Origin of the sequence: Streptomyces viridochromogenes, assembly GCF_001270495.1 — a bacterium.
In the GTDB taxonomy this organism is placed as follows: Bacteria; Actinomycetota; Actinomycetes; order Streptomycetales; family Streptomycetaceae; genus Streptomyces; species Streptomyces viridochromogenes_A.
In genome coordinates this window covers 1-23,180 of the sequence record NZ_LGUR01000228.1, presented here as the reverse complement: position 1 = coordinate 23,180, position 23,180 = coordinate 1, and the positions used below count along the sequence as shown (strand labels likewise).

Here is a 23,180-nt window from a genome sequence, read left to right as displayed (position 1 = left end):
ATGTCCCTTGCCCAGGTTCAGTGTCATTGTCCCCGCGTACAAGGTGCAGGCGTACCTGCACGAGTGCCTGGAATCGGTGCTCTCGCAGTCGTATCCCGATCTCGAACTGATCGCCGTCGACGACTGCTCGCCGGACGCGTGCGGCGCGATCATCGACGAGTTCGCGGCCCGCGACCAGCGCGTACGTCCCGTGCACCTCACCGAGAACCAGGGGCTGGGGCCCGCGCGCAACGCCGGTGTCGCGGAGGCCACCGGCGACTACCTGATCTTCCTGGACAGCGACGACACCCTCACCCCCGACGCCCTGCACGCGATCGCCGACCGGCTGAAGGAGACCGGCGAGCCGGACGTCCTGGTCTACGACTACGCGCGGACCTTCTGGACCGGCGAGACGATCCGCAACCAGGTCGCGAACCTGCTCACCGAGGAGGGCCCGGCGCCCTTCCGGCTGGCGGACCGGCCGGGCCTGCTGCGGCTGCTGATGGTCGCCTGGAACAAGGCGTACCGCCGGGAGTTCATCGCCGAGGAGGGCTTCACCTTCCCGCCCGGCTACTACGAGGACACGCCCTGGACCTACCCGGTCCTGATGACGGCGGAGTCGATCGCGACCCTGGACCGGGTGTGCGTGCACTACCGGCAGCGGCGCCGGGGCGCCATCCTCGGCACGGTCAGCCCGCGGCACTTCGACATCTTCGAGCAGTACGACCGGGTCTTCGCGTACGTCGACGAGAACCCCGAACTCGCCCGTTGGCGGCCGGTGTTGTTCCGCCGGATGGTCGACCATCTGGTGGTGGTGTTCGCCCGCCGCGACCGCCTCCCGCGCCGCAGCCGCGCCGCGTTCCTGCGCAGGGCCCGCACCCAGTACCGCCGCTACCGCTCCCCCGGTGCCACCGTCCCCCCGCGCAGCCGCGCCCACCACGCCCTGATCCGCCTGGGCCTGCACCGCACGTACCGCGCCCTGCAGCTGGCGTTCGCCCTGGCCCGCCGTATCGCGAAGGTCGGGGACCGCCTGCTGAAGGGCATCCGTTCCGCCGCCCTGCGCCTCCACTACCGCGTCCAGCGCTGCCTCCCCCTGCGTGCCGACCGCGCCGTCTTCGCCGCCCACGGCGTCCGCGGCCAGGGCTGCAATCCGGGCGCCCTGGAGCAGGCGTTCCGCACCCACGCCCCGCACATCCGCACGGCCTGGGTCGCCGACGCCGAGCAGCACCAGGCCGTGCCGTCCGGCACCCGCCGGCTGCGCCCCGGCAGCGCCGCCTACTGGACGGCCCTCGCCCGCTCCAAGTACCTCGTCCACAACGCCGGCTTCGACCGCCGTCTGGTCAAGCGGCCCGACCAGGTCTTCGTGCAGACCCAGCGGGGCACCCCGCTCAAGCACATGGGCCTGGACCTGCGCGAACGCCCGGCGGCCGGCGGCGACCCGGACGTCGACGAGCTCCTCGACAACGTCGACAAGTGGGACTACGTCCTGTCCGCCAACCGCCACTCCACGCTGACCTGGGAGCGTGTGTACCCGGGCGCGTACAAGACCCTCGAATACGGCAGCCCGCGCAACGACGTCTTCCAGCAGGCGACGTCGGCGGACGTGGCCCGGATCCGCGAGCAGCTCGGCATCCCCGAGGGCGCGGTCGTGATCCTCTACGCCCCCACCCACCGCGACTACCGCCGCACCCAGCGCACCGCCCTCGACCTGCCCCGCGTCCTGCGTCGTCTGGGCCCCGGCTATGTCGTCCTGGCCCGCGCCCACCACCGCCACGGCGGTCCCCTCGTCGACGCCCCCCAGCCGGGCCGGCTCATCGACGTCTCCGACCACCCCGGTATCGAGTCGCTGTGCCTCGCCTCGGACGCCCTGGTCACCGACTATTCGTCCCTCATGTTCGACTACGCCAATCTCGACCGGCCGATCGTCATCCACAGCGATGACGCGGAGGCGTATGAGGCGGCCCGTGGCACCTACTTCGACCTGCGTTCCTTCCCGCCGGGCGCGGTGGCGCGCAGCGAGGACGAGCTGATCGACATCTTCGCCACCGGCCACTGGCGGGGCTCGCGCTCCATTCAGCTGAGGTCGGCGTTCCGCGAGCGTTTCTGCCCGCACGACGACGGACTCGCCGCCGAGCGGGTCGTACGCCATGTGGTACTGGGCGAGACCGGCCTACCGCCCGTGGTGCCGCTGGACCGGCGCCACCCGGTGCCGAGCGTCCCGCTGGGGGGACGGTCGTGAGACCGCGGGCCGGTGGGGGTCCCTTCGGGGTGCCGCCGAACCGGAGCGGACTTCGCTTGGTCTCCTGAAGAAACCCAACAGAAAGAGCAGTATGCCCCGCTTCAGCATCATTGTTCCGTCCCATGGGGTCGCGGGCCGGCTGTCCCAGGCGCTGGACTCGGTCCTCGGCCAGTCCTTCGGCGACTTCGAGCTGATCCCGGTCTGCGACGGCCCGGACTCGCCGGCGGCGGACGTGGCCGTCGGGTACGCCGAGCGGGACTGCCGGGTGGCGCCCGTGCACTCGCCGCCGACGGCGGGTCTGGCGGGGGCGCGCAACACCGGGTCGCGGGCGGCGCTGGGCGAGTGGCTGCTGTTCCTGGACGGCGACGACGTGCTGGTGCCGGGCGCGCTGGCGGCGCTGAACGCCCGGCTGCGCGAGACCGGTGACGTGGACGTCCTGTACTTCGAGCACGAGCGGGCCCCTTGGTGGGTGGGCGAGCCGGCCAACCCGGCCGCGCCGCTGCTGGCGGGGGCACCGGGCGGGGCCTTCGCGCCGGGCGAGGCCGCCGAGATGACGGGCGTCCAGCTCCCGGCGTGGAGTGCGGCCTACCGGCGGTCCTTCCTCAACGACCGGCAACTCGTCTTCCCCGACGGCCACTTCACCGACATCGGCTTCGGCGGCCTGGTCGTGTTGAGCGCCGAGCGCATGGCGGTGCTGCGCCAGGTCGTCGTACGGCATCTGCTGCGGCGGCAGGGCAACCGGCTGAACCTCCCCGGGGAGCACCACTTCGAGCTGCTCGACCAGGCCGAGCTGGTGCTCGCGCGGGCCGCCGGGCAGGGGCTGTCCGCGGCGCGGCTCGGGCCGTTGTTCGAGCAGCTCTTCGCCGCCGTACTGAAGACGGCGGCCCATCCTCGGCGGCTGCCGCGCCGGCGCCGTGCCTTCTTCCGGCGGGCGAACGCGCTCTACCGGCGGCACCGGCCCGCCGGGGCCCGGGTGCCGGGCGGCAGCCTCGGTGTGCAGCACCGGCTGCTGGCGGCAGGGGCGTACACGGCGTTCCGGGCGCTGCGCGGCGCCAACCAGGCGATGGCGAAGGCCGCTTCGGGCATCCCTCGCCCGCGCGGGCTGCGCACCCGGCTGCGCTACCGGTGGCAGCTGCGCCGCCCGCTGGACCAGAACCTCGCCGTGTACTGCGCGTACTGGGGCCGCGGCTATGCCTGCAACCCGGCCGCGATCCACGCCAAGGCGCGGGAGCTCGCGCCGCATCTGCGCTCGGTGTTCCTGGTCGAGCCGGACGCGGTGGACAGCGTGCCGAGGGACGTGGAGTACGCGGTCATCGGCAGCCGTCGCTACTGGGACGTGCTCGCCCGCGCCAAGTACCTGATCAACAACGCCAACTTCGCGGACGCCGTGGTCAAGCGCGAGGGCAGCGTCCATCTGTCGACGCAGCACGGCACCCCGCTGAAGAAGATGGGCGCCGACCAGGCGACCTACCCCGTGGTGGCCGCGGCGACCGGCAGCTTCGCCAGACTGCTGGCCCGCGTGGACCGCTGGGACTACAACCTCACCTCCAACCGGCACTCCACGGAGATGTGGGAGAGCGCGTTCCCCGCCGCGCACGAGACCCTCGAATACGGCTATCCGCGCAACGACGCCTACTACACGTCGACCGCCGCCGACGTCGCCCGGGTCCGCCGCGAACTCGGCGTCCCCGAGGGCAAGAAGGCCCTGCTCTACGCGCCGACGCACCGCGACCACACCACCGGCTTCGAGACGAGCCTCGACCTCGACGCGCTGTGCGAGGAGATCGGCGACGAGTACGTCGTGCTGCTGCGCGCCCACTACTTCTACGACCGGGGTGCCGCGCGCGGCACCGGCCGGATCATCGACGTCACCGGGCACCGCTCGTCCGAGGACGTGTGCCTGGCCGCCGACGCGCTGATCACCGACTACTCGTCCATCATGTTCGACTACGCCAATCTGGACCGGCCGATCGTCGTGTACGCGGACGACTGGGAGGTCTACCGGGAGGTGCGAGGCGTCTACTTCGACCTGATGGAGGCCGCGCCGGGACGGGTGGCGCGTACGCCGGAGGAGCTGGCGGCGGTGTTCCGCGACGGCTCGTGGGCGGACGAGGAGGCCACGGCGTCGCGGGCCGCGTTCCGGGAGCGGTTCTGCCAGTTCGACGACGGGCAGGCCGCCGAGCGCGTCGTACGCCGGGTGCTGCTGGGCGAGCCGCCCGAGGCGATCCCTCCGGTGATCCCCCTCGCCGAGCGCCTCCCCGCCCCCGCCGCGACGCCCCTCGTAAGGAACTGAGGTACCGACGTGCCCCGCTTCAGCATCATCGTCCCCGTCTTCAAGGTGCAGGGCTTCCTGCGGGAGTGCCTGGACTCGGTGCTCGGGCAGTCGTACACCGACTTCGAGGTGATCGCCGTCGACGACCGCTCCCCCGACGGCTGTCCCGCCATCCTGGACGGCTACGCCGGGCGCGACGCACGCGTGCGCGTGCTGCACCTGCCGGAGAACGTCGGTCTCGGCCGGGCCCGCAACGCCGGTCTGGCGGAGGCGAGCGGCGACTACGTCCTGTTCCTCGACAGCGACGACCACTACACGCCGGGTCTGCTGGCCGCCGTGGCCGCGCGCCTGGAGGAGAGCGAGGACCCGGACATCCTGGTCTTCGACCACGTCCGCACCCACTGGTGGGGCCGCGGCGGCCGCAGCACGGCGGCGGACCTGCTGGCCGCGGCCGGCACGGACACCTTCAGCGTCCGCGAACACCCCGAGTACCTGCATCTGTTCCTGGTCGCCTGGAACAAGGCGTACCGGCGCGACTTCTTCCTGAAGCACGAACTGCGCTACGCGCCGGGCCTGTACGAGGACGCGCCCGTCACCTACCGCTCGATGGTGCTGGCCGACCGCATCGCCTGTCTGGAGCGGATCGGGGTCGAGTACCGGCAGCGCCGGCAGGGCGCGATCACCAAGACGCCGGGGCGGCGGCACTTCGACATCTTCCCGCAGTACGAGGGGCTGTTCGCGTTCCTCGAAGCGAGTCCGGACCTGGCGTGGGCGCGCCCGCCGCTGTTCGAACGGGCCCTGGACCACATGCTGTTCGTGCTCGCGAGGGAGGACCGGGTGAGGCCGGCGGACCGGCCGGACTTCTACCGTGAGATCCGCTCCTTCCACGCCCATCACGTCCCGGAGGGCTTCACCCCGCCCGACGGCTGGCGTGGCAAGGAGATGCGACTGCTGGCGACCGCGTCCTACGCCTCGTACGCCGTGGCGCGCGGTCTGCGGGATGTGCGCAGGGTGGCGGGGGCCGGCAAGCGGCGCGTGACGGGGGCGGCCTCGCGGCGGGCCCAACGGGCCTGGTACGGGGCCCGGTCGAGGCTTCCACTCGATCCGCATCTGGCGGTCTACTCGGCGTTCTCGCATCGCGGCGTGCTGGGCGATCCGGCGGCGATCCACGCCAAGGCCCGTGAGATCGCACCGCACATCAGGGGCGTGTGGGTGGTGCAGGAGGACGCGGTGGACGCGCTGCCGTCCGGGACCGACTTCGTGACGCCGGGCTCGCGGCGCTATCACGAGGTCATGGCGCGGGCCTCGTACTGGGTGAACAACGTCAACTGGCCCGGCACCCTGGCCAAGCGCCCCGGCAGCGTCCACGTCCAGACCCACCAGGGCACCCCGCTCAAGTACATGGCGGCCGACCTGCTGACCAAGCCAGGCGCCCGGCACGGCTTCGACGTGCCGAAGATGCTGTGGCGGGCCGACCGCTGGGACTACAGCCTGGTGGCCAACCGGCATTCGGAGCTGGTGTGGGAGCGGGCGTATCCGTGTCACTTCACCTCGCTCAGGACCGGGAGCCCGCGCAACGACGTGCTGGTCAACGCGGACGGCGCGGCCACGGAGGGCGCCCGTGCGCGGCTCGGCGTCCCCGCCGGCGACACCGTCGTGCTGTACGCGCCGACCCGTCGCGAGTACCGCCGGGGCGGTCATGTCGACCGGATGGATCTCGCCCGGTTCGCCCGGGACCTGGGCCCGGGCCACACGCTCGTCGTCCGTCTGCATCCGTCGCTGGCGACCGGTACGGCACGGGGGATGGGCCTGGCCGATCTGCACCGGCGGGGCGTGCTGATCGACGCGACGGACGAGCCGCATGTCGAGGACGTGCTGCTCGCCGCCGACGTCCTGGTCACCGACTACTCGGCCCTGATGTTCGACTACGCCAACCTGGACCGGCCGATCGTGATCCATGCCGACGACTGGGGGGCGTACGCGGCGAGCCGGGGCGCCTACTTCGACATCACGGCCGATGCGCCGGGTCATGTGTCGCGTTCGTACCGGGAGTTGGCGTGGCTGTTCGCGTCCGGGACGTGGCAGGACGGGGAGTCGGCGCGGTCGCGGGCCGGTTTCCGGGAGCGGTTCTGCGAGTTCGACGACGGGCTGGCCGCGGAGCGGGTCGTACGGACGCTGCTGCTGGGTGAGCGGATGCCGGAGCGACCGGGCGGGGTGGAGCGGGTGCCGGCTCCGACGGCACCGTTGGCTCGACCGCGGTCTCACTCGATGAGGTGATGTGAGGCGAAGGCGTTGCCCCGACCGGCTCGGCCGGGAACATACGGCAAATGCCTCAAACCCACACAACCTCCCCGACCAGTACCGCGGGCGCCGCTGTCGGTGTCCTCGTCCGGAGGACCGTGCGCGGCGCGAGTGCCCTGCGCGGCGGCCGCAGTTGGCGTCCGACGCCGTACCAGCTCTTCGGCTTCCTCTTCTTCCTGGTGATGTTGCTGGCGTACTGGGCCGTGCCGCTGTGCTGCGACGCGGGCCAGCACGCGGCGGTGGTGGAACGCCTGAAGGCGGACCTCCTCCATCCGCGTCACCCGATGGCCGACCTGCCGGGCGCGGGCAGCCCGTACTACTCGCCGTACGCGGTCGCGCAGGGCGCGTTCGCCCGGCTGACAGGGCTGGGCGGCTGGGAGGTGGTGCGGCTGGCCGGTCCGCTGAACCTGCTCGTGCTGCTGACCGGCATCGGCCGCTTCGTGCGGGTGCTGACGCCGAGGCCGTGGGCGCCGGTGCTGGCGGTGGGCGCGATGACGCTGCTGTGGGGGACCGAGCGGGCCTGGTGGAGCGGATACCTGAGCCTGATGTCGATGACGGGGAATCTCGGCTACCCCTCGGCCTTCGCCATCGGCCTCACCTTCTGGGCCTGGGCGTGGACGGGGGCGCGGGCCCGGGGGCAAGGACTGGGGCAGGAACAGGGGCAGGGGCAGGAACGCGGGGCGGTCCGGTACGTCGGGCCGAGCGGGCTGCCGGGGCTTGCCGGGTACGCGGGGCTCGGGGCGCTGTACGGGCTGATCCTGCTGGTCCATCCGATCACCGCGGTGGCGGCGGCGCTGGGGGCGGTGGCGTTCGTCGCCGGGTGGCAGCGCGGCTGGCGGAGCGGGGCGCGGGGCGGAGCCCGGGGCGCCGTGGTGGTGCGGTGGGCGGTGACGGCGGGTACGGCGGTGCTGGTCGCCGGGTGCTGGCCGTACTTCGATGTGTTCGCGCTGGCCGGGGACAGCAGCGTGGACGGGATTCACCGGCGGCTGTACGAGGACCTCGGCGGGCAGTTCTGGCTGGCCCTGCTGGGGCTGCCGGCGCTGTGGCTGCGATGGCGCAGGGGCTCCTGGCGGGATCCACTGGTGCTGCTCTTCGCCCTCGACTGCCTGGTCGTGGCGTACGGCTGGGTCAGCGGCCATTACACCTACGGCAGGATCCTCGGGCTCACGCTCGTGCCGTCGCAGTTCGCGCTGGCCGTGGAGCTGGCGGCACCCCGGCCGTGGGTGCGGGCGCGCCGGGTGCTGGGCGCGGCCGCGGCCGCCGGGGCCTGCGTCGGGTCGCTCACCGTGCAGGGCGGGGCGGTGGTGCCGCGGGTACTGGACCCGATCGGGTTGGAGCAGCCGTCGCACTGGCCGTCGTACGCCTGGGTGGCACGGCACGTGGGGAAGGGCGAGGTGGTCATCTCCGACGGGCACTTCGCGCCCCGCTCCCTCCCCGGATACGGGCCGAACCTCGCCGCGCCGATCTGGCCCGACCCCGCCCTGGACGAGCGCGAACGGGAACGTCGGCTCGCCGATGTCCGCGCCTACCTGTCCCCCGCCTCGACCCACGCCGGCCGCACGGCCGTCGCCCGGCGCTACCACGCGCGCTGGCTGCTGCTGACGCGGTGGAAGCGGGTGCCGGAGGAGGCGGTGGTGGTGGCGTGGAGCCGGGAGACGGGGGAGGTGCTGGCGCGGATCGGGTGAAGCGGGCCGGGTCAGCGGACCGGGTAAGGGGTTCCGAGGTCCGGGAGGGGCTGCGAGGTGGTTACTCGATGACGAGGTCGACCTCGATGTTGCCGCGGGTGGCGTTGGAGTAGGGGCAGACCTGGTGGGCCTGCTCGACCAGCTTGCGGCCGGTCTCCTCGTCCAGGGTGTCGGGCAGCTCCACGCGCAGCGCCACCTTCAGGCCGAAGCCCTCGCCCTGCTTGCCTATGCCGACCTCCGCGGTGACGGCGGCGTCGGAGACGTCGACCTTGGCGGCACGGCCGACGAGGCCGAGGGCGCTGCCGAAGCAGGCGGCGTACCCGGCGGCGAACAGCTGCTCCGGGTTGGTGCCCTGCCCGTTGCCGCCCAGCTCCACCGGCATGGCCAGCGCGAGGTCGATCTTGCCGTCGTTGGTGACGGCGCGACCCTCGCGGCCGTGGGTGGCGGTGGCGACAGCGGTGTAGAGCGCGTCCATGGAAAACCATCCCTCTCGAAGACATCTGCGATCCGGCGGCTTCGTTGGCGGCCGCCGTCCGACCACAAGTAGAGCACACAATTCAATTGCACACAACTGAATGGCGGGCACGAGTTACCCTGGAGGCATGACGACCGCGCCCACGCCCACACCCACGGCCGACTGGCTCCGCCTCGACCAGCAGATCTGCTTCTCCCTGAACGCCGCCTCGCGTGCCTTCGGCGGCGTCTACCGCGTGGTCCTGAAGGACCTGGGGCTCACCTACCCGCAGTACCTGGTGATGCTGGTGCTGTGGGAGCACGGCGACCTGCCCGTCAAGAAGCTGGGCGAACACCTGCGCCTCGATTCCGGCACCCTGTCTCCGCTGCTCAAGCGGCTGGAGGCGGCGGGCCTGGTACGCCGGGAGCGCAGCGCCCGCGACGAGCGCTCGGTGGAGGTCCGGCTGACGGAGGAGGGCACCGCGTTGCGCGAACGCGCGCTCCAGGTGCCGCGCCGGATCGCCACGGCGACGGGCTTCGACGTGGACGAGATCCGCGAGCTGCGGGCACGGCTGGACCAGCTCACCGAGGCGCTGGACGCGGCGGCGGTGGAGGAGACGCCGGGGCGGGGCGCGTAGGCGGGACGGGACGGGGTGCGCAGGGCGATGCGCAGGCGGGGCGGAGCGCATGGTCGGATCGCGGCGGGTCGGGTCGGCGTGGTGCGCGGGCGGACGGCGCGCATGAGCAGGTAGTACCGGGCGTGCACGGCGTCCACGCCCTGCGCCAGGCGCCAGATCTCCGGCACCGACCGCCGCGCGACCCGGAAGGTCACGCCCTCGTCCCGCCATATGCCGGCACGGTCGAGCCCTCCACGGTCCGAGCCCGAGCATGACGACCACGGGCACGCAGACGGCGACGACCGCGCGGACGCCCACCGCGGGGACATCCACCGCGGGGAGCGTGGGCACCCGGCCCTCGCGACCGTTCCTTCTCGGCTCGCGCCCCCGTTCACCACGAGCCCATTTTGTACTATTAACTGACACTTATTGGCTATTGACGGCGTATCAGCCCTCATATGGCATTTCCCCGGCCTACGATCCGCCGTGATGAACCACCTCCGCCGCACGGCCCCGCCCGCTCCCGAGAAGCCGCCGCCCGCGAGTGAACCGGGCCCCGACTCCGGCCGTCTTCCGGATCGGGCCCCAAGTCCCGCTTGACGGGCTATCACCCAGCATTCCTTCGATTCCGGACCGTGGCCCCATGCACCCCATCCCCCGGCACACCCCCCGCCCCGCGGACGACCCGCAGGTCGGCGTCATCGTCATCGGCTACAACGACGCCGCGCATGTGACGACCGCCGTCCGCTCCGCACTGGCGCAGGGCCCCGTCGTCCGCGAGGTCGTCGCCGTCGACGACAGCTCGACGGACGACAGCGTGGACCTGCTCGCCCGCCTCGCCGCGACCGAACCGCGCCTGAAAGTGGTCCGGCGCCGGGTCAACAGCGGTGGCTGCGGCAGCCCGCGCAACACCGGGCTCGACCGGGTGACCGCACCGTATGTGATGTTCCTGGACAGCGACGACGTGCTTCCGCCGGGCGCGGTCGACGCGCTGCTCACGGCGGCGACGGGGGCGGACGCCGAGGTGGCGGGCGGTCTGTGTGTGCGGCGGGAGCTGCCGGGAGGGCGCGAGGTGCGATGGCAGGCGGCGCTGTACGCCGCGCACGCCGTGTTCGAGCACCCCGCCCAGCGCCCGCGCCTGGTCCACGACACGCTCTGCGTGAACAAGCTCTACCGCACGGACTTCCTGCGCGAGCACGGCATCCGCTTCCCCGAAGGGCGCTTCCCCTACGAGGACTTCGTCTTCAGCGCACGCGTGCTCGCCGCCCGGCCGCGCATCGCCCTCGTCCCCGACCGGGTGTACGTCTGGCACGTGCGCCGCTCGGCCGACCGGCTGTCGATCTCCCTGGACCGCGCCGACATCGCCAACTGGCGGGCGCGCACGGAGGCGAGCCGGCTGGCGTACGAGATCCTGCTGGGCGCCGGGCAGAAGGAGCTCGCGCGGGCGGCCCGCGCCAAGTTCCTCGACCACGAACTGCGGATATACGCACGCGAGTTGGGGTTGCACGACACGCACTACCAGCGCGCGTGGTGGGCCCACACGCGGGCGTGCCTCGCGCAGTACGACGCCTCCGACTGGGCCCACAACCCCACCGCGCCCGGCCGCCTCATCGGCCGCGTCGTCCTGGGCGCCCCCGAGCCCCGCGACCTGCCCCGCCTGCGGGACCTGGCCTCCCGCCCGGCCCGCCTCCTCCCTCCGTACGCCCACTCCCCCGACGGCACCCCGGTCTGGTCGGCCGACCTCCCCGAGGTCACCCTGGAGCCGCTGCTGACCCGCCCCGTCCACCTCCTCCCCCTGGCCGTCGACGCGGAACTGCGCCCACGCGCGCGTACCGCCCTCCTCCGGCTGCGCCTGCACGAGCTGTACGGCAGGGTGGAGCAGGCGGGGCCGGAGGCGCTGGAGGTGGAGTGGCGGTGCCGGGAGACGGGGGTCGCGGCGGGGCCGCGCACGAATGCGGAGCCGAGGCCCACCCCGGCCGGCGGGGGTGGTGTCTGGTCGGCCGAGGTGAAGGTGGACTGGTCGGCGTTCGGGGCGGGCACATGGGATCTCCGCCTGCGCGTGCGCTTCCGGCGTGGCGCGTACCGCGAGGTCACGGCGCACGCGGTCGCAGGCGCCGGTCTGCTGCGCCGGCGAGCCGCGATCGGCACCCGGCACGCCCCGGTGCTCGTCCAGCCGTACGCCACCCACTCCGGATCGCTGGCACTACGCGTGGCACCCGGCCTGCGCGGCGTCATGTCGGTTGTGCGCGGCAGATTCCGCCGCCTGCTTCACTGACACTGTCCCTGACACACACAGACGCGGACATCGACGCACCGGCCACGGACGAGCCGGGCTACCGACCACAGGCCCACTGATGAGGGGACGGCCGCACATGACCTGGCTGATCACCGGCGGCGCCGGTTACATCGGAGCGCACGTCGTACGGGCGATGACCGAGGCGGGCGAGCACGCCGTGGTGTACGACGACCTGTCCACCGGCATCGCCGACCGGGTGCCCGACGGCGTCCCGCTGGTCGTGGGCTCGACCCTGGACGGCGAGCGCGTCGCCCGCGCCCTGGCCGACCACGGCGTGACCGGCGTGGTCCACCTGGCGGCGAAGAAGCAGGTCGGCGAGTCGGTCGACCTCCCCCTGCACTACTACCGGGAGAACGTCGAGGGCCTGCGCGTCCTGCTGGAGGCCGTGACGGCGGCGGACGTACCGTCCTTCGTCTTCTCCTCCTCGGCGGCGGTGTACGGCATGCCGGACGTCGACCTGGTGACGGAGGAGACACCGTGCGCGCCGATGTCGCCGTACGGCGAGACCAAGTTGGCGGGCGAGTGGCTGGTCCGGGCGACGGGCCGCGCGACGGGGCTGTCCACGGCATCGCTCCGTTACTTCAACGTGGCGGGCGCCGCCGCCCCCGAGCTCGCCGACACGGGCGTCTTCAACCTCATCCCCATGGTCTTCGAGAAGCTCACCGAGAACGCGCCGCCGCGCATCTTCGGCGACGACTACCCGACCCCCGACGGCACCTGCATCCGCGACTACATCCACGTCGTCGACCTGGCCGAGGCCCACGTGACAGCGGCCCGCGCCCTGCGGTCCTCCCCCGGCCACTCGCTCACCCTCAACATCGGCCGGGGGGAGGGTGTCTCGGTCCGCGAGATGATCGACATGATCAACGCCATCACCGGTTACGACCACCCCCCGACCGTCACCCCCCGCCGCCCCGGCGACCCGTCCCGCGTCGTCGCCTCCGCCGACCGCATCGCGACCGAGCTGGGCTGGAAGGCCAAGCACGATGTGCAGGACATGATCGCTTCGGCTTGGGAGGGATGGGTGCGGGTGTATCCGGGGGCGGCGCGGGGTTGAGTGCACGGTTGAGCGTGGCGTGAGCGCGCGGTTGAACACGGGGGGCGCACGCGGTTGAGCGCGGTTTTCGCGTCCGGCGCCGGCCCGTCAGTGGTCAGGCTTTTTGAGTTGCGGACGAGCAGCCTGTGTCCGTGCCGTGCGCCAACGTGACCGGGCCTGTTCGACCACGCTGTCCCACTGTCGCCGGACCTCGTTGTCGGAGGGACGTCGACCCTCACGGATACGGCTCAGCTCGTCTCGTACCTCTCGCCCGAGTGCCGCCGACGCGACGAGGGCGAGCATGACTGCGAAGAGGGCCGAGATCATCGCGAAGACGGCACCGACGACCCCGTACCGAGAAACGGAGGAGTTGAAGAGGCGAGGCAGATAGACGGTCGCGCCCACGGACCAGGCCGCCATCAGAACGGCCGCGGTGACACCGAAGGGGAACAGGTCACGCCAGACGATGCGCTTCGCCGACAGAACCCTGCCGCTCCAGACGAGGAACGCGGCGTTCACCGGGATCTGACACACCAAGGCCACCAGCCCCAGCTTCCCCTCGCCGAAGACCGCGGAGAGCCAGCCGGTGAGCACCGTGTAGCCGACAAGGGTGAGGATCCACCACAGACCGTTCCGCGTGTTGCGCACGCTGAGAGGCTTGAGTTCCCACGTCTGCTCGAACAGCCGCTGCGATGCTCGCGCGAAGCTCAGCACCGAAATCGTCAGGAAGACGAACCCGAAGATGCCCGCTCCCGCACTCGTGTCCTCAGCAGGGGCGAACAGGGAGTTGACCGCCTTGGCCCCCTCGCCGGTCAGGCCGTAACGCTTGACGATCCGCTCCGCGGCGTCGTCGTGCACAAGATTGCTGAGAACGGCGCCACTCAGAATGGCGAGCGGCACCAGCGCGGTGAGCGCACTGGACGCCAGCGCCATCGAGCGGTCGAATCCCGCGACCTTCTGAAAGCGGTTGACGACCCGCAAGGCGAACGCAGGACGCAGCCAGAACGTCAGCGTCCTGACGAGGCGCTCTCGAGTGATCCTCGCCGTCCTGCCCTCCGTGAAGGTCCGAGCCTGTGCGGAGGCGCGAGCCTAATGGACGGTCAGGGGGGTGGTGGGGGGCGACACGTCCGCTTCACTCAATGGGCTGCCGGTATCGCTTGACATGCTCAATGCCCCTCACCACCACCCGCGCCGCCCCGCACACACTCCTCGCCACCCTCAAGAACGGCAACGACCTCCCCGGATGACCAGATGATCGCCCCCTCCCGAACGAACCGCGCCCTCGGCGCAGTCATCGGCTCCGCCGTCGGCGACGCCCTGGGCGCGCCCTTCGAGTTCGGGCCGGAGCACGCATTCTCCGCCCGCTTCCCGAGACCGGGCCACGGCGGCGAGATGTGCGGGGGCGGCGGCTGGGACCCCGGCGAGGCCACCGACGACACGCAGATGGCCGTACTCGTCGGCCAGTCGCTGCTGGAGCGCGGCGGGCTGGAACTCCCCGACGTCTTCCGGCGTTTCCAGCGCTGGGCGGCGGCCGAGCCCACGGACATAGGACCTGCGGACAGAGGCCGTACTGATCCTCGGCGATCACGACTCTGACGGCACTTCCGCCTCTACTCCGGTCACCGTACGGAGGCGGTGGCGCCGCCTCGATCAGCCGGCCGGCGCTGCGCGCAGCCTACTCACAGTGCCTTGAGCGCCTGCGTGGTGGACCGGGCCAGGGCGTCCAGGTACCCCTTGGGCAGCTTCGGGCTGCGGGCCACGACCATCCGCCAGTACAGCGGGCCCGAGATCAGGTCGAGAGCCAGCTCGTCGTCGAGGCCCACCCGCACCTCACCGCGCTGCTCCGCCCCGACCAGGATCTTGCTGGCGACACCCTCCTGCCCCTGCTCCAGCGCCTTCTGAAGCGCCTCGGCGATCTCGGGGTTGCGGGCCGCCTCCGCCTGGAGGTCGGGGATGATCTGCGAGACGACGGGGTGCCGCAGGGCGCGCGAGGTCACCTCGTACAGCATTCGCAGGTCACCCTCCAGGGAGCCCGTGTTCGGCGTCGGCAACCCCATGACCGCGACCGCCGACACCACGTCGAGGACGAGGTGCAGCTTGGAACGCCAACGCCGGTACACCGCGGTCTTGCCGACACCCGCACGGCGAGCGATGCCCTCTATGGACATCCGCGCGTAGCCGACGGCCGCCAGTTCCTCGAAGACGGCCGCCCGGATCGCCTCCGTCACGTCCTCGCGGAGCACGGCCGCCCCGGCGGGTGTCCGGCGGCGCGGACGCGTCTGGGGCTGGTCGGCGTTGGTCGTCATGCGGACCAGCATAGGGCGTTGCGACGATACGGGCCCGTCCCTACGTCAACCGGCTGAAGCCGACGCCGGCGCTGCCGACCGCGCGCGGTCGCCGGCGTCACGACGAGACGGGACTCGTCCCTACGCCAGCGACCCCTCTCACGCCCTGTCATCAACTCACCCCCCTGTCATCGACTCATCCCTGTCCTCAACTCATCCACTGTCATCAACGTCACGACGAAACGGTTGCGTCCCGACGCCCCCTGGACCTACGCTCACGTTGCGACGATACGGTCTCGTCCCGACGTAAGAAAACGCGAAGAGTCCAGTAAGGAAACGACGGGCGACCGCCACACCAGCCGCACACGTACGCGCACCTGCACCCCCACTTCCCCTCCCCCGAGACTCTCCCTCCCTCCCCCCGAGCGAAAGCAGCGGATGTGACCCAGGCCCTCCACACACCGCCCGCCGCGGCCCCGGCCCAGCCCCCCGAAACCGACCTCGCGGCCCTCGCCGCCCGGCACGGTCTGTCGGTCAGCGGCGCCCGCCCCTCCCTGCCCCAGTACATCCGCGAGCTGTGGGCGCGCCGCCACTTCATCGGCGCGTTCTCCACGGCGAAGCTCACGGCCCAGTACAGCCAGGCGAAGCTCGGCCAGGTCTGGCAGGTGCTGACGCCGTTGCTGAACGCGGCGGTGTACTACTTCATCTTCGGCAAGCTGATGGGCACCAGCCGGGGCGTGCCTGACTACATCCCGTTCCTGGTGACGGGGGTGTTCGTCTGGACGTTCACGCAGAGCTCGATCATGGCGGGGACCCGTGCGATCTCCGGGAACCTGGGCCTCGTCCGCGCCCTGCACTTCCCACGGGCGGCGCTGCCGATCTCGTTCGCGCTCCAGCAGCTGCAGCAGCTGCTGTTCTCGATGGCGGCCCTGGTCGTCATCCTGCTCTGCTTCGGCATGCCGATCACCCCCTCCTGGGCGCTGACGATCCCGGCGCTGCTGCTGCAGTCCACCTTCAACGCCGGCGTCGCGATGATCATGGCCAGGATGGGCGCCAAGACGCCGGACATCGCCCAGCTGATGCCGTTCGTGCTGCGCACCTGGATGTACGCCTCGGGCGTGATGTTCAGCATCAGCCACATGATGGCCAAGCACACGGACACGCCGTCCTGGGTGACTTCGCTCCTCCAGGCCAACCCGGCCGCCGTGTACATCGACCTGATGCGCTTCGCCCTCATCGACAGTTTCCACGGCACCCAGCTCCCGCCGCACGTGTGGGCGATCGCGACGGGCTGGGCACTGCTCGCCGGTGTCGGCGGCTTCATCTACTTCTGGAAGGCTGAGGAGACGTACGGCCGTGGCTGACAACACCAGCGAGAACATCCCCACCGTCATCGCCGACGGCGTCGACATCGTCTACCGCGTCAACGGCACGGGCGCGGGCCGCGGCTCCGCCACCGCCGCCCTCAACCGCATCCTGCGTCGCGGGCAGGCCGAGAAGGCGGCCGGGGTGCGCAAGGTGCACGCGGTCAAGAAGGTGTCGTTCGTGGCGTACAGGGGCGAGGCCATCGGCCTCATCGGTACCAACGGCTCCGGCAAGTCGACCCTGCTCAAGGCGGTCGCGGGCCTGCTCCCGGTCGAGAACGGCCGTATCTACACCGACGGCCAGCCCTCTCTCCTCGGCGTGAACGCGGCCCTGATGAACGACCTCACCGGCGAGCGCAACGTCCACCTCGGCGGCCTCGCCATGGGCATGTCCCGCGAGCAGGTCAAGGAGCGCTACGAGGAGATCGTCGACTTCTCCGGCATCAACGAGAAGGGCGACTTCATCACCCTGCCGATGCGCACGTACTCCTCCGGCATGGCGGCGCGCCTGCGCTTCTCCATCGCCGCGGCCAAGGACCACGACGTGCTGCTGATCGACGAGGCGCTGGCGACGGGTGACCGTTCCTTCCAGAAGCGTTCCGAGGCCCGGATCCGCGAGCTGCGCAAGCACGCGGGCACGGTGTTCCTGGTCAGCCACAACAACAAGTCGATCCGCGACACCTGCGACCGGGTCCTGTGGCTGGAACGCGGTGAGCTGCGGATGGACGGGCCGACGAGCGAGGTCCTGAAGGAGTACGAGGCCTTCACCGGCGACAAGAGCGACAAGCCGGCGGCCAAGCCGAGCCCGAAGGCCCAACCGAAGCCCCAGTCGAAGCCCGCGCCCGCGCCTCTTCCCTCGTGAGGCGCAACTGCGGGTCACCCTTTCATCCCATTAGTGTCACTATGTCCTAGGTCGGGTTGAAGGCCGAACAGGGTGTGCCCGGCGCGATGAAGAAGGTGAAGGAGTCCCCGCGATGCCCGAGCTCAGCGTCATCGTCCACGGACCGAACACCCAGGACCGGCTGACCGGACTCCTCGCCTCCCTGGCCGCGCACCCCCACCCCGACGTCGAGGTGATCGTGGCCGCGGTGGGCCCCTGGGCCCAGGAGACGGCCGGGGCGTACGCCCCCGAGATGCTGGTCCTGCCCCTGCCGGACGGGACGGACGACGCCGCGGCCCGGTCGGCGGGGGCGGCCCGGGCCTCCGGACGCTGGCTGCACTTCGTACACGCCAAGGACGGGCTGCCCGTCGGCGGCCCGCGCATGGTCGCCGAGCGGGCCGCGGAACTGCCGGACGAGGTGGACGTACTCCTCTTCGACCACGTCCGCTCCACCTGGGAGACCTCCGGCCTCCCCTCCACGGACGGTCCCCGTCTGGCCCGCGCGGGCCGCGCCGCCCACCTCCTGGACGACCTCGCCCGCAGCGCGCTCCGCATCACCCCCCTCCTGGGCAACCGCGCGCTGCGCACCTCCTTCTGGCAGGCGCACGAACCCGGCCTCACCACCCCCGACGAGCCGTACGCCGCCTACGCCACCCTCCTTCACGCCGACCGGATCGCCGCCCTGAACCAAGTGGCGTACGAACACCACGAGCTGCGCCCCGAGAGCCTCCCGCCGGTCACCCCCGAGCAGCACTACGCGCTGGTCGACCGCTACGAGGCGCTCCTGGCCCTCGCCCAGACCCGCGCGACCCCCACCTCCGAGATCCCCACCGCCGCGAGCACCACAGCCCCCCTCAGTCCCACGCCCCGCGCCGCCCGCGCCGTACACGCCGTCCTCTACGACGTCATGGTCCGCGACTGCCTGCGCACCTTCGCCCGCACGACCATGCCGGACCCCGTGGCCAGGGAGTTCTTCCGCCGCGCCGCCGAGGCGGCCGTCCGCCGGCGCCCTCCCGAGTACCGCCGCCCCGCCGGTCCCGAGGGCATCCGCCGAGCCCTCCTCGAAGAGGACGCCTACACCGGGTACCGCGCCTTCCAGGCCGCCAACCGCGCCCGCCGCGCCGCGCAGTCGGCCGTACGAAACCGTAGGCGCCAGGCAGCGGCCGCCCTCGGCGACCACCACTACCGCAAGTCCCTGTCCCGCCCGGTCGACCCCAACCTGGCCGTCTTCGCGGCGTACTGGAACCGCGGAGTCGCCTGCAACCCGGCGGCCATCGCGGCCAAGCTCACCGAACTCGCCCCGCAGATCCACCCGGTGTGGGTGGTGACCCCCGAGAACGCGCCGCTCCTGCCGCCCCACACCGACCACGTGCTGCCCGGCACCCGCCGCTACCGCGAGGTGCTGGCCACCGCCAAGTACCTGGTCAACAACGTCAACTTCCCCAACGCGATCGTGAAACGCCCGGACGCCGTCCACCTCCAGACCCACCACGGCACCCCGCTCAAGCGCATGGGCGTCGACCAGATGGAGTTCCCGGCGGCGGCCAAGGGCCTGGACTTCGAAGCGTTGCTCGCCCGGATCGACAGGTGGGACTACAGCGTCTCCGCGAACAGCCACTCCACCCGTATGTGGGAGCGCGCGTACCCGTCCCGTTTCGTCTCCCTCGACCACGGCTATCCGCGCAACGACGTCTACTACACGGCCACCGCGGCCGACATCCGGACGATCCGCGACCGCCTGGGCATCCCCCCGGCCCACCGCGCGATCCTCTACGCCCCCACCCACCGCGACTACGAGGCCGGCTGGACCCCCCGCCTCGACCTCGCCACCCTCGCCGACCAACTCGGCGAGGACACGGTCCTCCTGGTCCGCGGCCACTACTTCTACGACGGCACGCCGTCCCCCCTGACCGCCCTGCGCCGCACCGGCCGGGTCATCGACGTCTCCGCCTACGACCCGGTCGAAGACCTGTCGCTGGCCGCGGACGCACTGGTCACGGACTACTCGTCCATCATGTTCGACTACGCCAACCTCGACCGCCCGATCGTGGTCTACGCCGACGACTGGGAGACCTACCGCTCCACCCGCGGCGTCTACTTCGACCTGCTGGCCGAGCCACCCGGCCAGGTCGCCCGCACCCAGCGGGAACTGACGGAGATCCTCGCCACCGAGGCATGGCACGACGAGGGCGCGACCAAGGCCAGGGCCGCCTTTCGCCGCCGGTTCTGCGAGTACGACGACGGCCGCGCCGCCGAACGGGTCGTACGCCGGGTGTTCCTGGGTGAGAGCGAGGACGCCCTGCCGCCGGTGATCCCGCTGGAGGAACGCACGCCGGCACCGAGCCCTCGGGAGGCGGTATGAACCCGGACGTCACGGTCACGGTGATCGTCTACAACGACGCGGCCCGCCTCCCCAGGGCCGTGGAGTCGGTCCGCCGACAGACCCACGCCAACATCGAGATCATCATCAGTGACGACCACTCGACGGACGAGACCCCGGACGTGGCACGCAAGTTGGCGTCCCAGGACCCCCGCATCCGCCACCTCCGCCTGCCGCGGAACAGCGGCGGTTGCAGCGCCCCGCGCAACCGCGCCCTGGAGATCGCCCGCGCGCCGTATGTGATGTTCCTGGACAGCGACGACGAACTCACGGACAACGCGGTCGAGTTGCTCCTGTCGGCCCACCGCGAGCGGGAGATCGACTTCGCGATGGGTGCGGTCGTGCGGGTCCGGGAGGACAGCGGCCGCCGTACGAAATGGATGCCGCACCTGGTCGCCGAGCGCCGCACGGTGATCGGCGTCGAGTCCGAACCCCGCCTGCTCTTCGAGCACCTGTCGACGAGCAAGATGTACGCCCGCACGTTCCTGGACCGCTACGACCTCCGCTTCCCGGAGGGCATCCACTATGAGGACCAGCTCTTCTCCGCACAGGCGTACTGCCTGGCCAAGGAGTTCACGATCATCCCGGAGGCGGTCTACCGCTGGCACATCGCACCGTACGCGGCCACGGACGCGGCATCGATCTCCAACCAGCGTCACAAACTGGACAACGTCCGCGACCGCGTCCATGTCCAGCGCCTCATCGACGACTTCCTCGTCGAGAGCGGACACGGCGGGCTGCGCGAGGACAAGGACTACAAGTTCCTCAAGCACGACTTCCGGATGTACGCCGGAGACCTCCCCTACCGTGACGAGGAATGGCTGTCGTCCTTCGCGGACATCACGACCCCGTACCTGGAGACCCTCTCCCCCGCTGCCTACGCCCGTCTGCCCCGCATGGAACGCGTGGTCCTGCAACTGATCCGCGAACGCCGCTTCCCCGAGGCCCGCCTGGCGGCACGTGGCCTGGGCCGCGCGGTGGCGCCGCGGCAGGTGACACCGGACGCCGAGGGCCACACGTACTGGGGCGCCGGCCTCCCCACCTCCACCTGGGCCCGCCGCGAACTGGACGTCTCCGACCTGGAGCTGGACATCCGCCCCTTCCGAAGCGCCCAGTTCCGCCACGAGATCACCGAGCTCACCCGCGGCCCCGGCGCCTCGATCGACCTCACCATCCGGACCTACGACCCCGGCCTGCGCCTCCCGGTGGGCCCCCACCGCGCGAGCCTCCTCCTCACCCCCGGCCGACAGCGCCTCAAGGTCCCCTTCCGCCTCACGCCGGTCCGCCCCGGCGTCTACGAGGGCCACGTCCACCTGGACCTGGCAACGGCCCCCGTCCCCCACCACGGTTTCGCCGGCGTCCGCCACCCCCTCCTGCGCATCGAACACCAGGGCCAACCGAACACGGCCGTCCTCCTGGCCCCCCTCTCCTTCCCACCCCTGACGACCCGCATCAACTACCACACCAGTACGGCCCCCCACCGAGTCACCATCGAACCGGAGGGCCGAGGCCCCGGCCGCCTCCAGATCCGCTGGCAACCGGTGGGCATCACGGCGAGGTTGGTACGCCCGGTGGTACGGCGTGTGGCCCGACCGAGGGTGAGACGAGCGGTCCGCTTGATGAGAAGCGCGCTGCGCTAGTGTTATGCGCCAGAAATCCTGAAGGTTAGTTACTACCCTGTTGGCATGTCGCATCCGGGGCCTTCTGCTGTGGAGATCACGCTGTCCGAGGCCGAGCGTGCCGAGTTGGTGCGCCGGACGGAATTGCCGCACCGGCGCTCGGCTGAGAAGGCCCGCATCATCCTGGCGTGTGCTGACGGTATGTCAAACATGGCTGTGGCACGGATCGTTGGTGTGCAGGCCAAAACGGTGGGCAAGTGGCGTCGGGCTTTCGCCGCGGAGCGGATGGCCGGGCTTGAAGACGCTGGCTGGATCGGCCGGCCGAAGGCCGACCTGGTCCTGGACGATGCCGAGCGCAGGCAGTTGACGCAGTGGGCGCGCCAGGCGAAGACCGCTCAGTTCCTCGCGTTACGGGCCAAGATCGTGCTGCGCTGCGCGGAGGGCGGGACGAACCAGCAGGCCGCGGCCGATTTGGGTATCGACAGGTCGACCGTGGACCGCTGGCGGGCCCGCTTCATCGCGAAACGCCTCGACGGTCTGCAGGACGAGCCCCGCTCGGGCCGGCCGCCTTCGATCCTCCTCGACCAGGTCGAGGAGGTCGTTGTGGCCACCCTGGAGTCGGTCCCGGGCCAGGACACGCACTGGTCACGGGCCTCGATGGCCCAGCGCACCGGCCTGTCGAAGTCGACCATCGGCCGGATCTGGAAGCAGTTCGACCTTAAGCCCCACCTGCAGGACTCCTTCAAGCTGTCCACCGATCCGCAGTTCGTCGCCAAGGTCGTCGACGTCGTCGGGCTGTACCACCACCCGCCCGACAAAGCGGTCGTGCTCTGCGTGGACGAGAAGAGCCAGATCCAGGCGCTGGACCGGTCCCAGCCCGTGCTGCCGATGATGCCGGGCATGCCCGAGCGCCGTACCCACGACTATCTGCGGCACGGCATCACCAGCCTGTTCGCCGCCTTCAACATCGCCGACGGCACTGTCATATCGGCACTGCACCGCCGCCACCGTGCCATCGAGTTCAAGAAGTTCCTGGTCCGGATCGACAAGGCGGTGCCCGCCGGGCTCGACGTCCACCTCGTCTGCGACAACTACGCCACCCACAACACTGCCGAGATCAGGACGTGGCTGGGCAGACACCCGCGCTTCCACGTCCACTTCACCCCCACCGGATCCTCCTGGATGAACCAGGTGGAGCGGTGGTTCGGTCTGCTGACCGACAAGCTCATCCGCTGCGGCGTCCACACCTCCGTGAAGGCCCTGGAGGACGACATCACCGCATGGATCGACACCTGGAACAAGAACCCGCGGCCCTTCACCTGGACCAAGACCGCCGACGAGATCCTCAACTCCCTCGCCGACTACCTCACCAAGGTCGGAACCGACAGCCAGAAAACCGAGTAGAACTAACCTTCAGGATTTCTGGCGCATAACACTAGGCATGTCAGCCCGTCGGGCGTCTGAGGACGAGCAGCCATCCCGGGCGATCTTTAAGCCCGTTCCGGCGTGTGGGGACGAGGCCATCCAGGCATGTCAGCCCGTCCGGAGTTTGAGGACGAGGCCCCGTCAGGGCCGAAGCGGGGGTTGGTCCAGAGGGCGGCAGCCCCCTGGCGGGGTCGAAGGGACAGCGCCCCTTCAAGGGATGGGACGGGTAGGGGCGGCGGGGGCGAAACCTCCTCACCGCACCACCTCATACAACACCTGCCCACCCGGCCCCCGAGCCACCACCCGCAGCCCAGCCCTCACCTCAGCCCTCCCTTCAGCCCTCACCTCC

General features: G+C 71.2%; 15 protein-coding genes and 1 pseudogene. 13 read left to right on the top strand and 3 right to left on the bottom strand.

Annotated elements, in window-relative coordinates; genetic code table 11:
* Window positions 1-7 precede the first annotated feature (7 nt).
* From ADK36_RS33165 to ADK36_RS33150, 4 genes are all read left to right on the top strand, one after another.
* Window positions 8-2,218, top strand: a complete 2,211-nt coding sequence (locus tag ADK36_RS33165; RefSeq protein ID WP_048586196.1) for a bifunctional glycosyltransferase/CDP-glycerol:glycerophosphate glycerophosphotransferase — start codon at window positions 8-10, stop codon at window positions 2,216-2,218.
* 91 nt (window positions 2,219-2,309) lie between these two features.
* Entirely contained in the window at window positions 2,310-4,511 is a 2,202-nt protein-coding gene (locus ADK36_RS33160; RefSeq protein WP_053200088.1) for a CDP-glycerol glycerophosphotransferase family protein, read from the top strand.
* 9 nt (window positions 4,512-4,520) lie between these two features.
* Window positions 4,521-6,767, top strand: a complete 2,247-nt coding sequence (locus tag ADK36_RS33155; protein WP_053200086.1) for a bifunctional glycosyltransferase/CDP-glycerol:glycerophosphate glycerophosphotransferase — start codon at window positions 4,521-4,523, stop codon at window positions 6,765-6,767.
* Window positions 6,768-6,817: 50 nt separating this feature from the next.
* Complete coding sequence (locus ADK36_RS33150) at window positions 6,818-8,476, top strand: hypothetical protein (RefSeq protein WP_053200084.1); 1,659 nt, start codon at window positions 6,818-6,820, stop codon at window positions 8,474-8,476.
* Between the two features lie 61 nt (window positions 8,477-8,537).
* Here ADK36_RS33150 and ADK36_RS33145 read toward each other — a convergent pair whose 3' ends face one another.
* Window positions 8,538-8,951, bottom strand: a complete 414-nt coding sequence (locus tag ADK36_RS33145; protein ID WP_030051333.1) for an organic hydroperoxide resistance protein — start codon at window positions 8,949-8,951, stop codon at window positions 8,538-8,540.
* A 127-nt stretch (window positions 8,952-9,078) separates the two neighbouring features.
* Between ADK36_RS33145 and ADK36_RS33140 the strand changes: the two genes are divergently transcribed.
* From ADK36_RS33140 to galE, 3 genes are all read left to right on the top strand, one after another.
* Window positions 9,079-9,567 carry a MarR family winged helix-turn-helix transcriptional regulator gene (locus tag ADK36_RS33140; RefSeq protein WP_048587440.1) on the top strand — a complete coding sequence of 163 codons (489 nt, stop codon included), beginning with the start codon at window positions 9,079-9,081 and terminating at the stop codon, window positions 9,565-9,567.
* Between the two features lie 622 nt (window positions 9,568-10,189).
* Window positions 10,190-11,821 carry a glycosyltransferase family 2 protein gene (locus tag ADK36_RS33135; protein ID WP_053200082.1) on the top strand — a complete coding sequence of 544 codons (1,632 nt, stop codon included), beginning with the start codon at window positions 10,190-10,192 and terminating at the stop codon, window positions 11,819-11,821.
* A 97-nt stretch (window positions 11,822-11,918) separates the two neighbouring features.
* Window positions 11,919-12,899 (top strand): UDP-glucose 4-epimerase GalE, encoded by a 981-nt coding sequence (galE, locus tag ADK36_RS33130; RefSeq protein ID WP_053200080.1) that lies wholly within the window; start codon window positions 11,919-11,921, stop codon window positions 12,897-12,899.
* Window positions 12,900-12,986: 87 nt separating this feature from the next.
* Here galE and ADK36_RS33125 read toward each other — a convergent pair whose 3' ends face one another.
* Complete coding sequence (locus tag ADK36_RS33125; protein WP_234329967.1) at window positions 12,987-13,859, bottom strand: YhjD/YihY/BrkB family envelope integrity protein; 873 nt, start codon at window positions 13,857-13,859, stop codon at window positions 12,987-12,989.
* A 270-nt stretch (window positions 13,860-14,129) separates the two neighbouring features.
* Between ADK36_RS33125 and ADK36_RS33120 the strand changes: the two are divergent.
* A pseudogene (locus ADK36_RS33120) lies at window positions 14,130-14,463 on the top strand (ADP-ribosylglycohydrolase family protein); the annotation flags it as partial.
* Between the two features lie 94 nt (window positions 14,464-14,557).
* Here the strand turns inward: ADK36_RS33120 and ADK36_RS33115 are convergent.
* On the bottom strand, window positions 14,558-15,196 hold the full coding sequence (locus tag ADK36_RS33115; protein WP_030051329.1) for a TetR/AcrR family transcriptional regulator: 639 nt from the start codon (window positions 15,194-15,196) through the stop codon (window positions 14,558-14,560).
* A 407-nt stretch (window positions 15,197-15,603) separates the two neighbouring features.
* On the opposite strand from ADK36_RS33115, the gene ADK36_RS33110 reads away from it, so the two are divergent.
* The 5 genes from ADK36_RS33110 to ADK36_RS33090 all read left to right on the top strand — a co-directional run bounded on the left by ADK36_RS33110 (window position 15,604) and on the right by ADK36_RS33090 (window position 22,810).
* Window positions 15,604-16,527: an ABC transporter permease gene (locus ADK36_RS33110; protein WP_048587449.1), complete on the top strand. Its 924-nt coding sequence runs from the start codon at window positions 15,604-15,606 to the stop codon at window positions 16,525-16,527.
* The gene (locus ADK36_RS33105; RefSeq protein WP_048587450.1) at window positions 16,520-17,389 is read left to right on the top strand and encodes an ABC transporter ATP-binding protein; all 870 of its coding nucleotides are present in this window, start codon (window positions 16,520-16,522) and stop codon (window positions 17,387-17,389) included. Before ADK36_RS33110 ends, ADK36_RS33105 begins: the two co-directional genes overlap by 8 nt.
* Window positions 17,390-17,501: 112 nt before the next feature.
* A complete protein-coding gene (locus tag ADK36_RS33100; RefSeq protein WP_048587451.1) occupies window positions 17,502-19,769 on the top strand; it encodes a CDP-glycerol glycerophosphotransferase family protein in 2,268 nt (755 codons plus the stop codon).
* Window positions 19,766-21,427, top strand: coding sequence for a glycosyltransferase family 2 protein (locus ADK36_RS33095; protein WP_053200079.1), 1,662 nt, complete (start codon window positions 19,766-19,768; stop codon window positions 21,425-21,427). The genes ADK36_RS33100 and ADK36_RS33095 overlap by 4 nt, the downstream gene beginning before the upstream one ends.
* Before the next feature lie 69 nt (window positions 21,428-21,496).
* Window positions 21,497-22,810 (top strand): IS630 family transposase, encoded by a 1,314-nt coding sequence (locus ADK36_RS33090; protein WP_078942601.1) that lies wholly within the window; start codon window positions 21,497-21,499, stop codon window positions 22,808-22,810.
* Window positions 22,811-23,180 lie beyond the last annotated feature (370 nt).

Coding starts and splice junctions, on each gene's coding strand:
- ADK36_RS33115 (WP_030051329.1), bottom strand. CDS start 15,196: ATGCTGGTCCGCATGACGACCAACGCCGACCAGCCCCAGACGCGTCCG.
- ADK36_RS33150 (WP_053200084.1), top strand. CDS start 6,818: ATGCCTCAAACCCACACAACCTCCCCGACCAGTACCGCGGGCGCCGCT.
- ADK36_RS33095 (WP_053200079.1), top strand. CDS start 19,766: ATGAACCCGGACGTCACGGTCACGGTGATCGTCTACAACGACGCGGCC.
- ADK36_RS33135 (WP_053200082.1), top strand. CDS start 10,190: ATGCACCCCATCCCCCGGCACACCCCCCGCCCCGCGGACGACCCGCAG.
- galE (WP_053200080.1), top strand. CDS start 11,919: ATGACCTGGCTGATCACCGGCGGCGCCGGTTACATCGGAGCGCACGTC.
- ADK36_RS33145 (WP_030051333.1), bottom strand. CDS start 8,951: ATGGACGCGCTCTACACCGCTGTCGCCACCGCCACCCACGGCCGCGAG.
- ADK36_RS33100 (WP_048587451.1), top strand. CDS start 17,502: ATGCCCGAGCTCAGCGTCATCGTCCACGGACCGAACACCCAGGACCGG.
- ADK36_RS33160 (WP_053200088.1), top strand. CDS start 2,310: ATGCCCCGCTTCAGCATCATTGTTCCGTCCCATGGGGTCGCGGGCCGG.
- ADK36_RS33140 (WP_048587440.1), top strand. CDS start 9,079: ATGACGACCGCGCCCACGCCCACACCCACGGCCGACTGGCTCCGCCTC.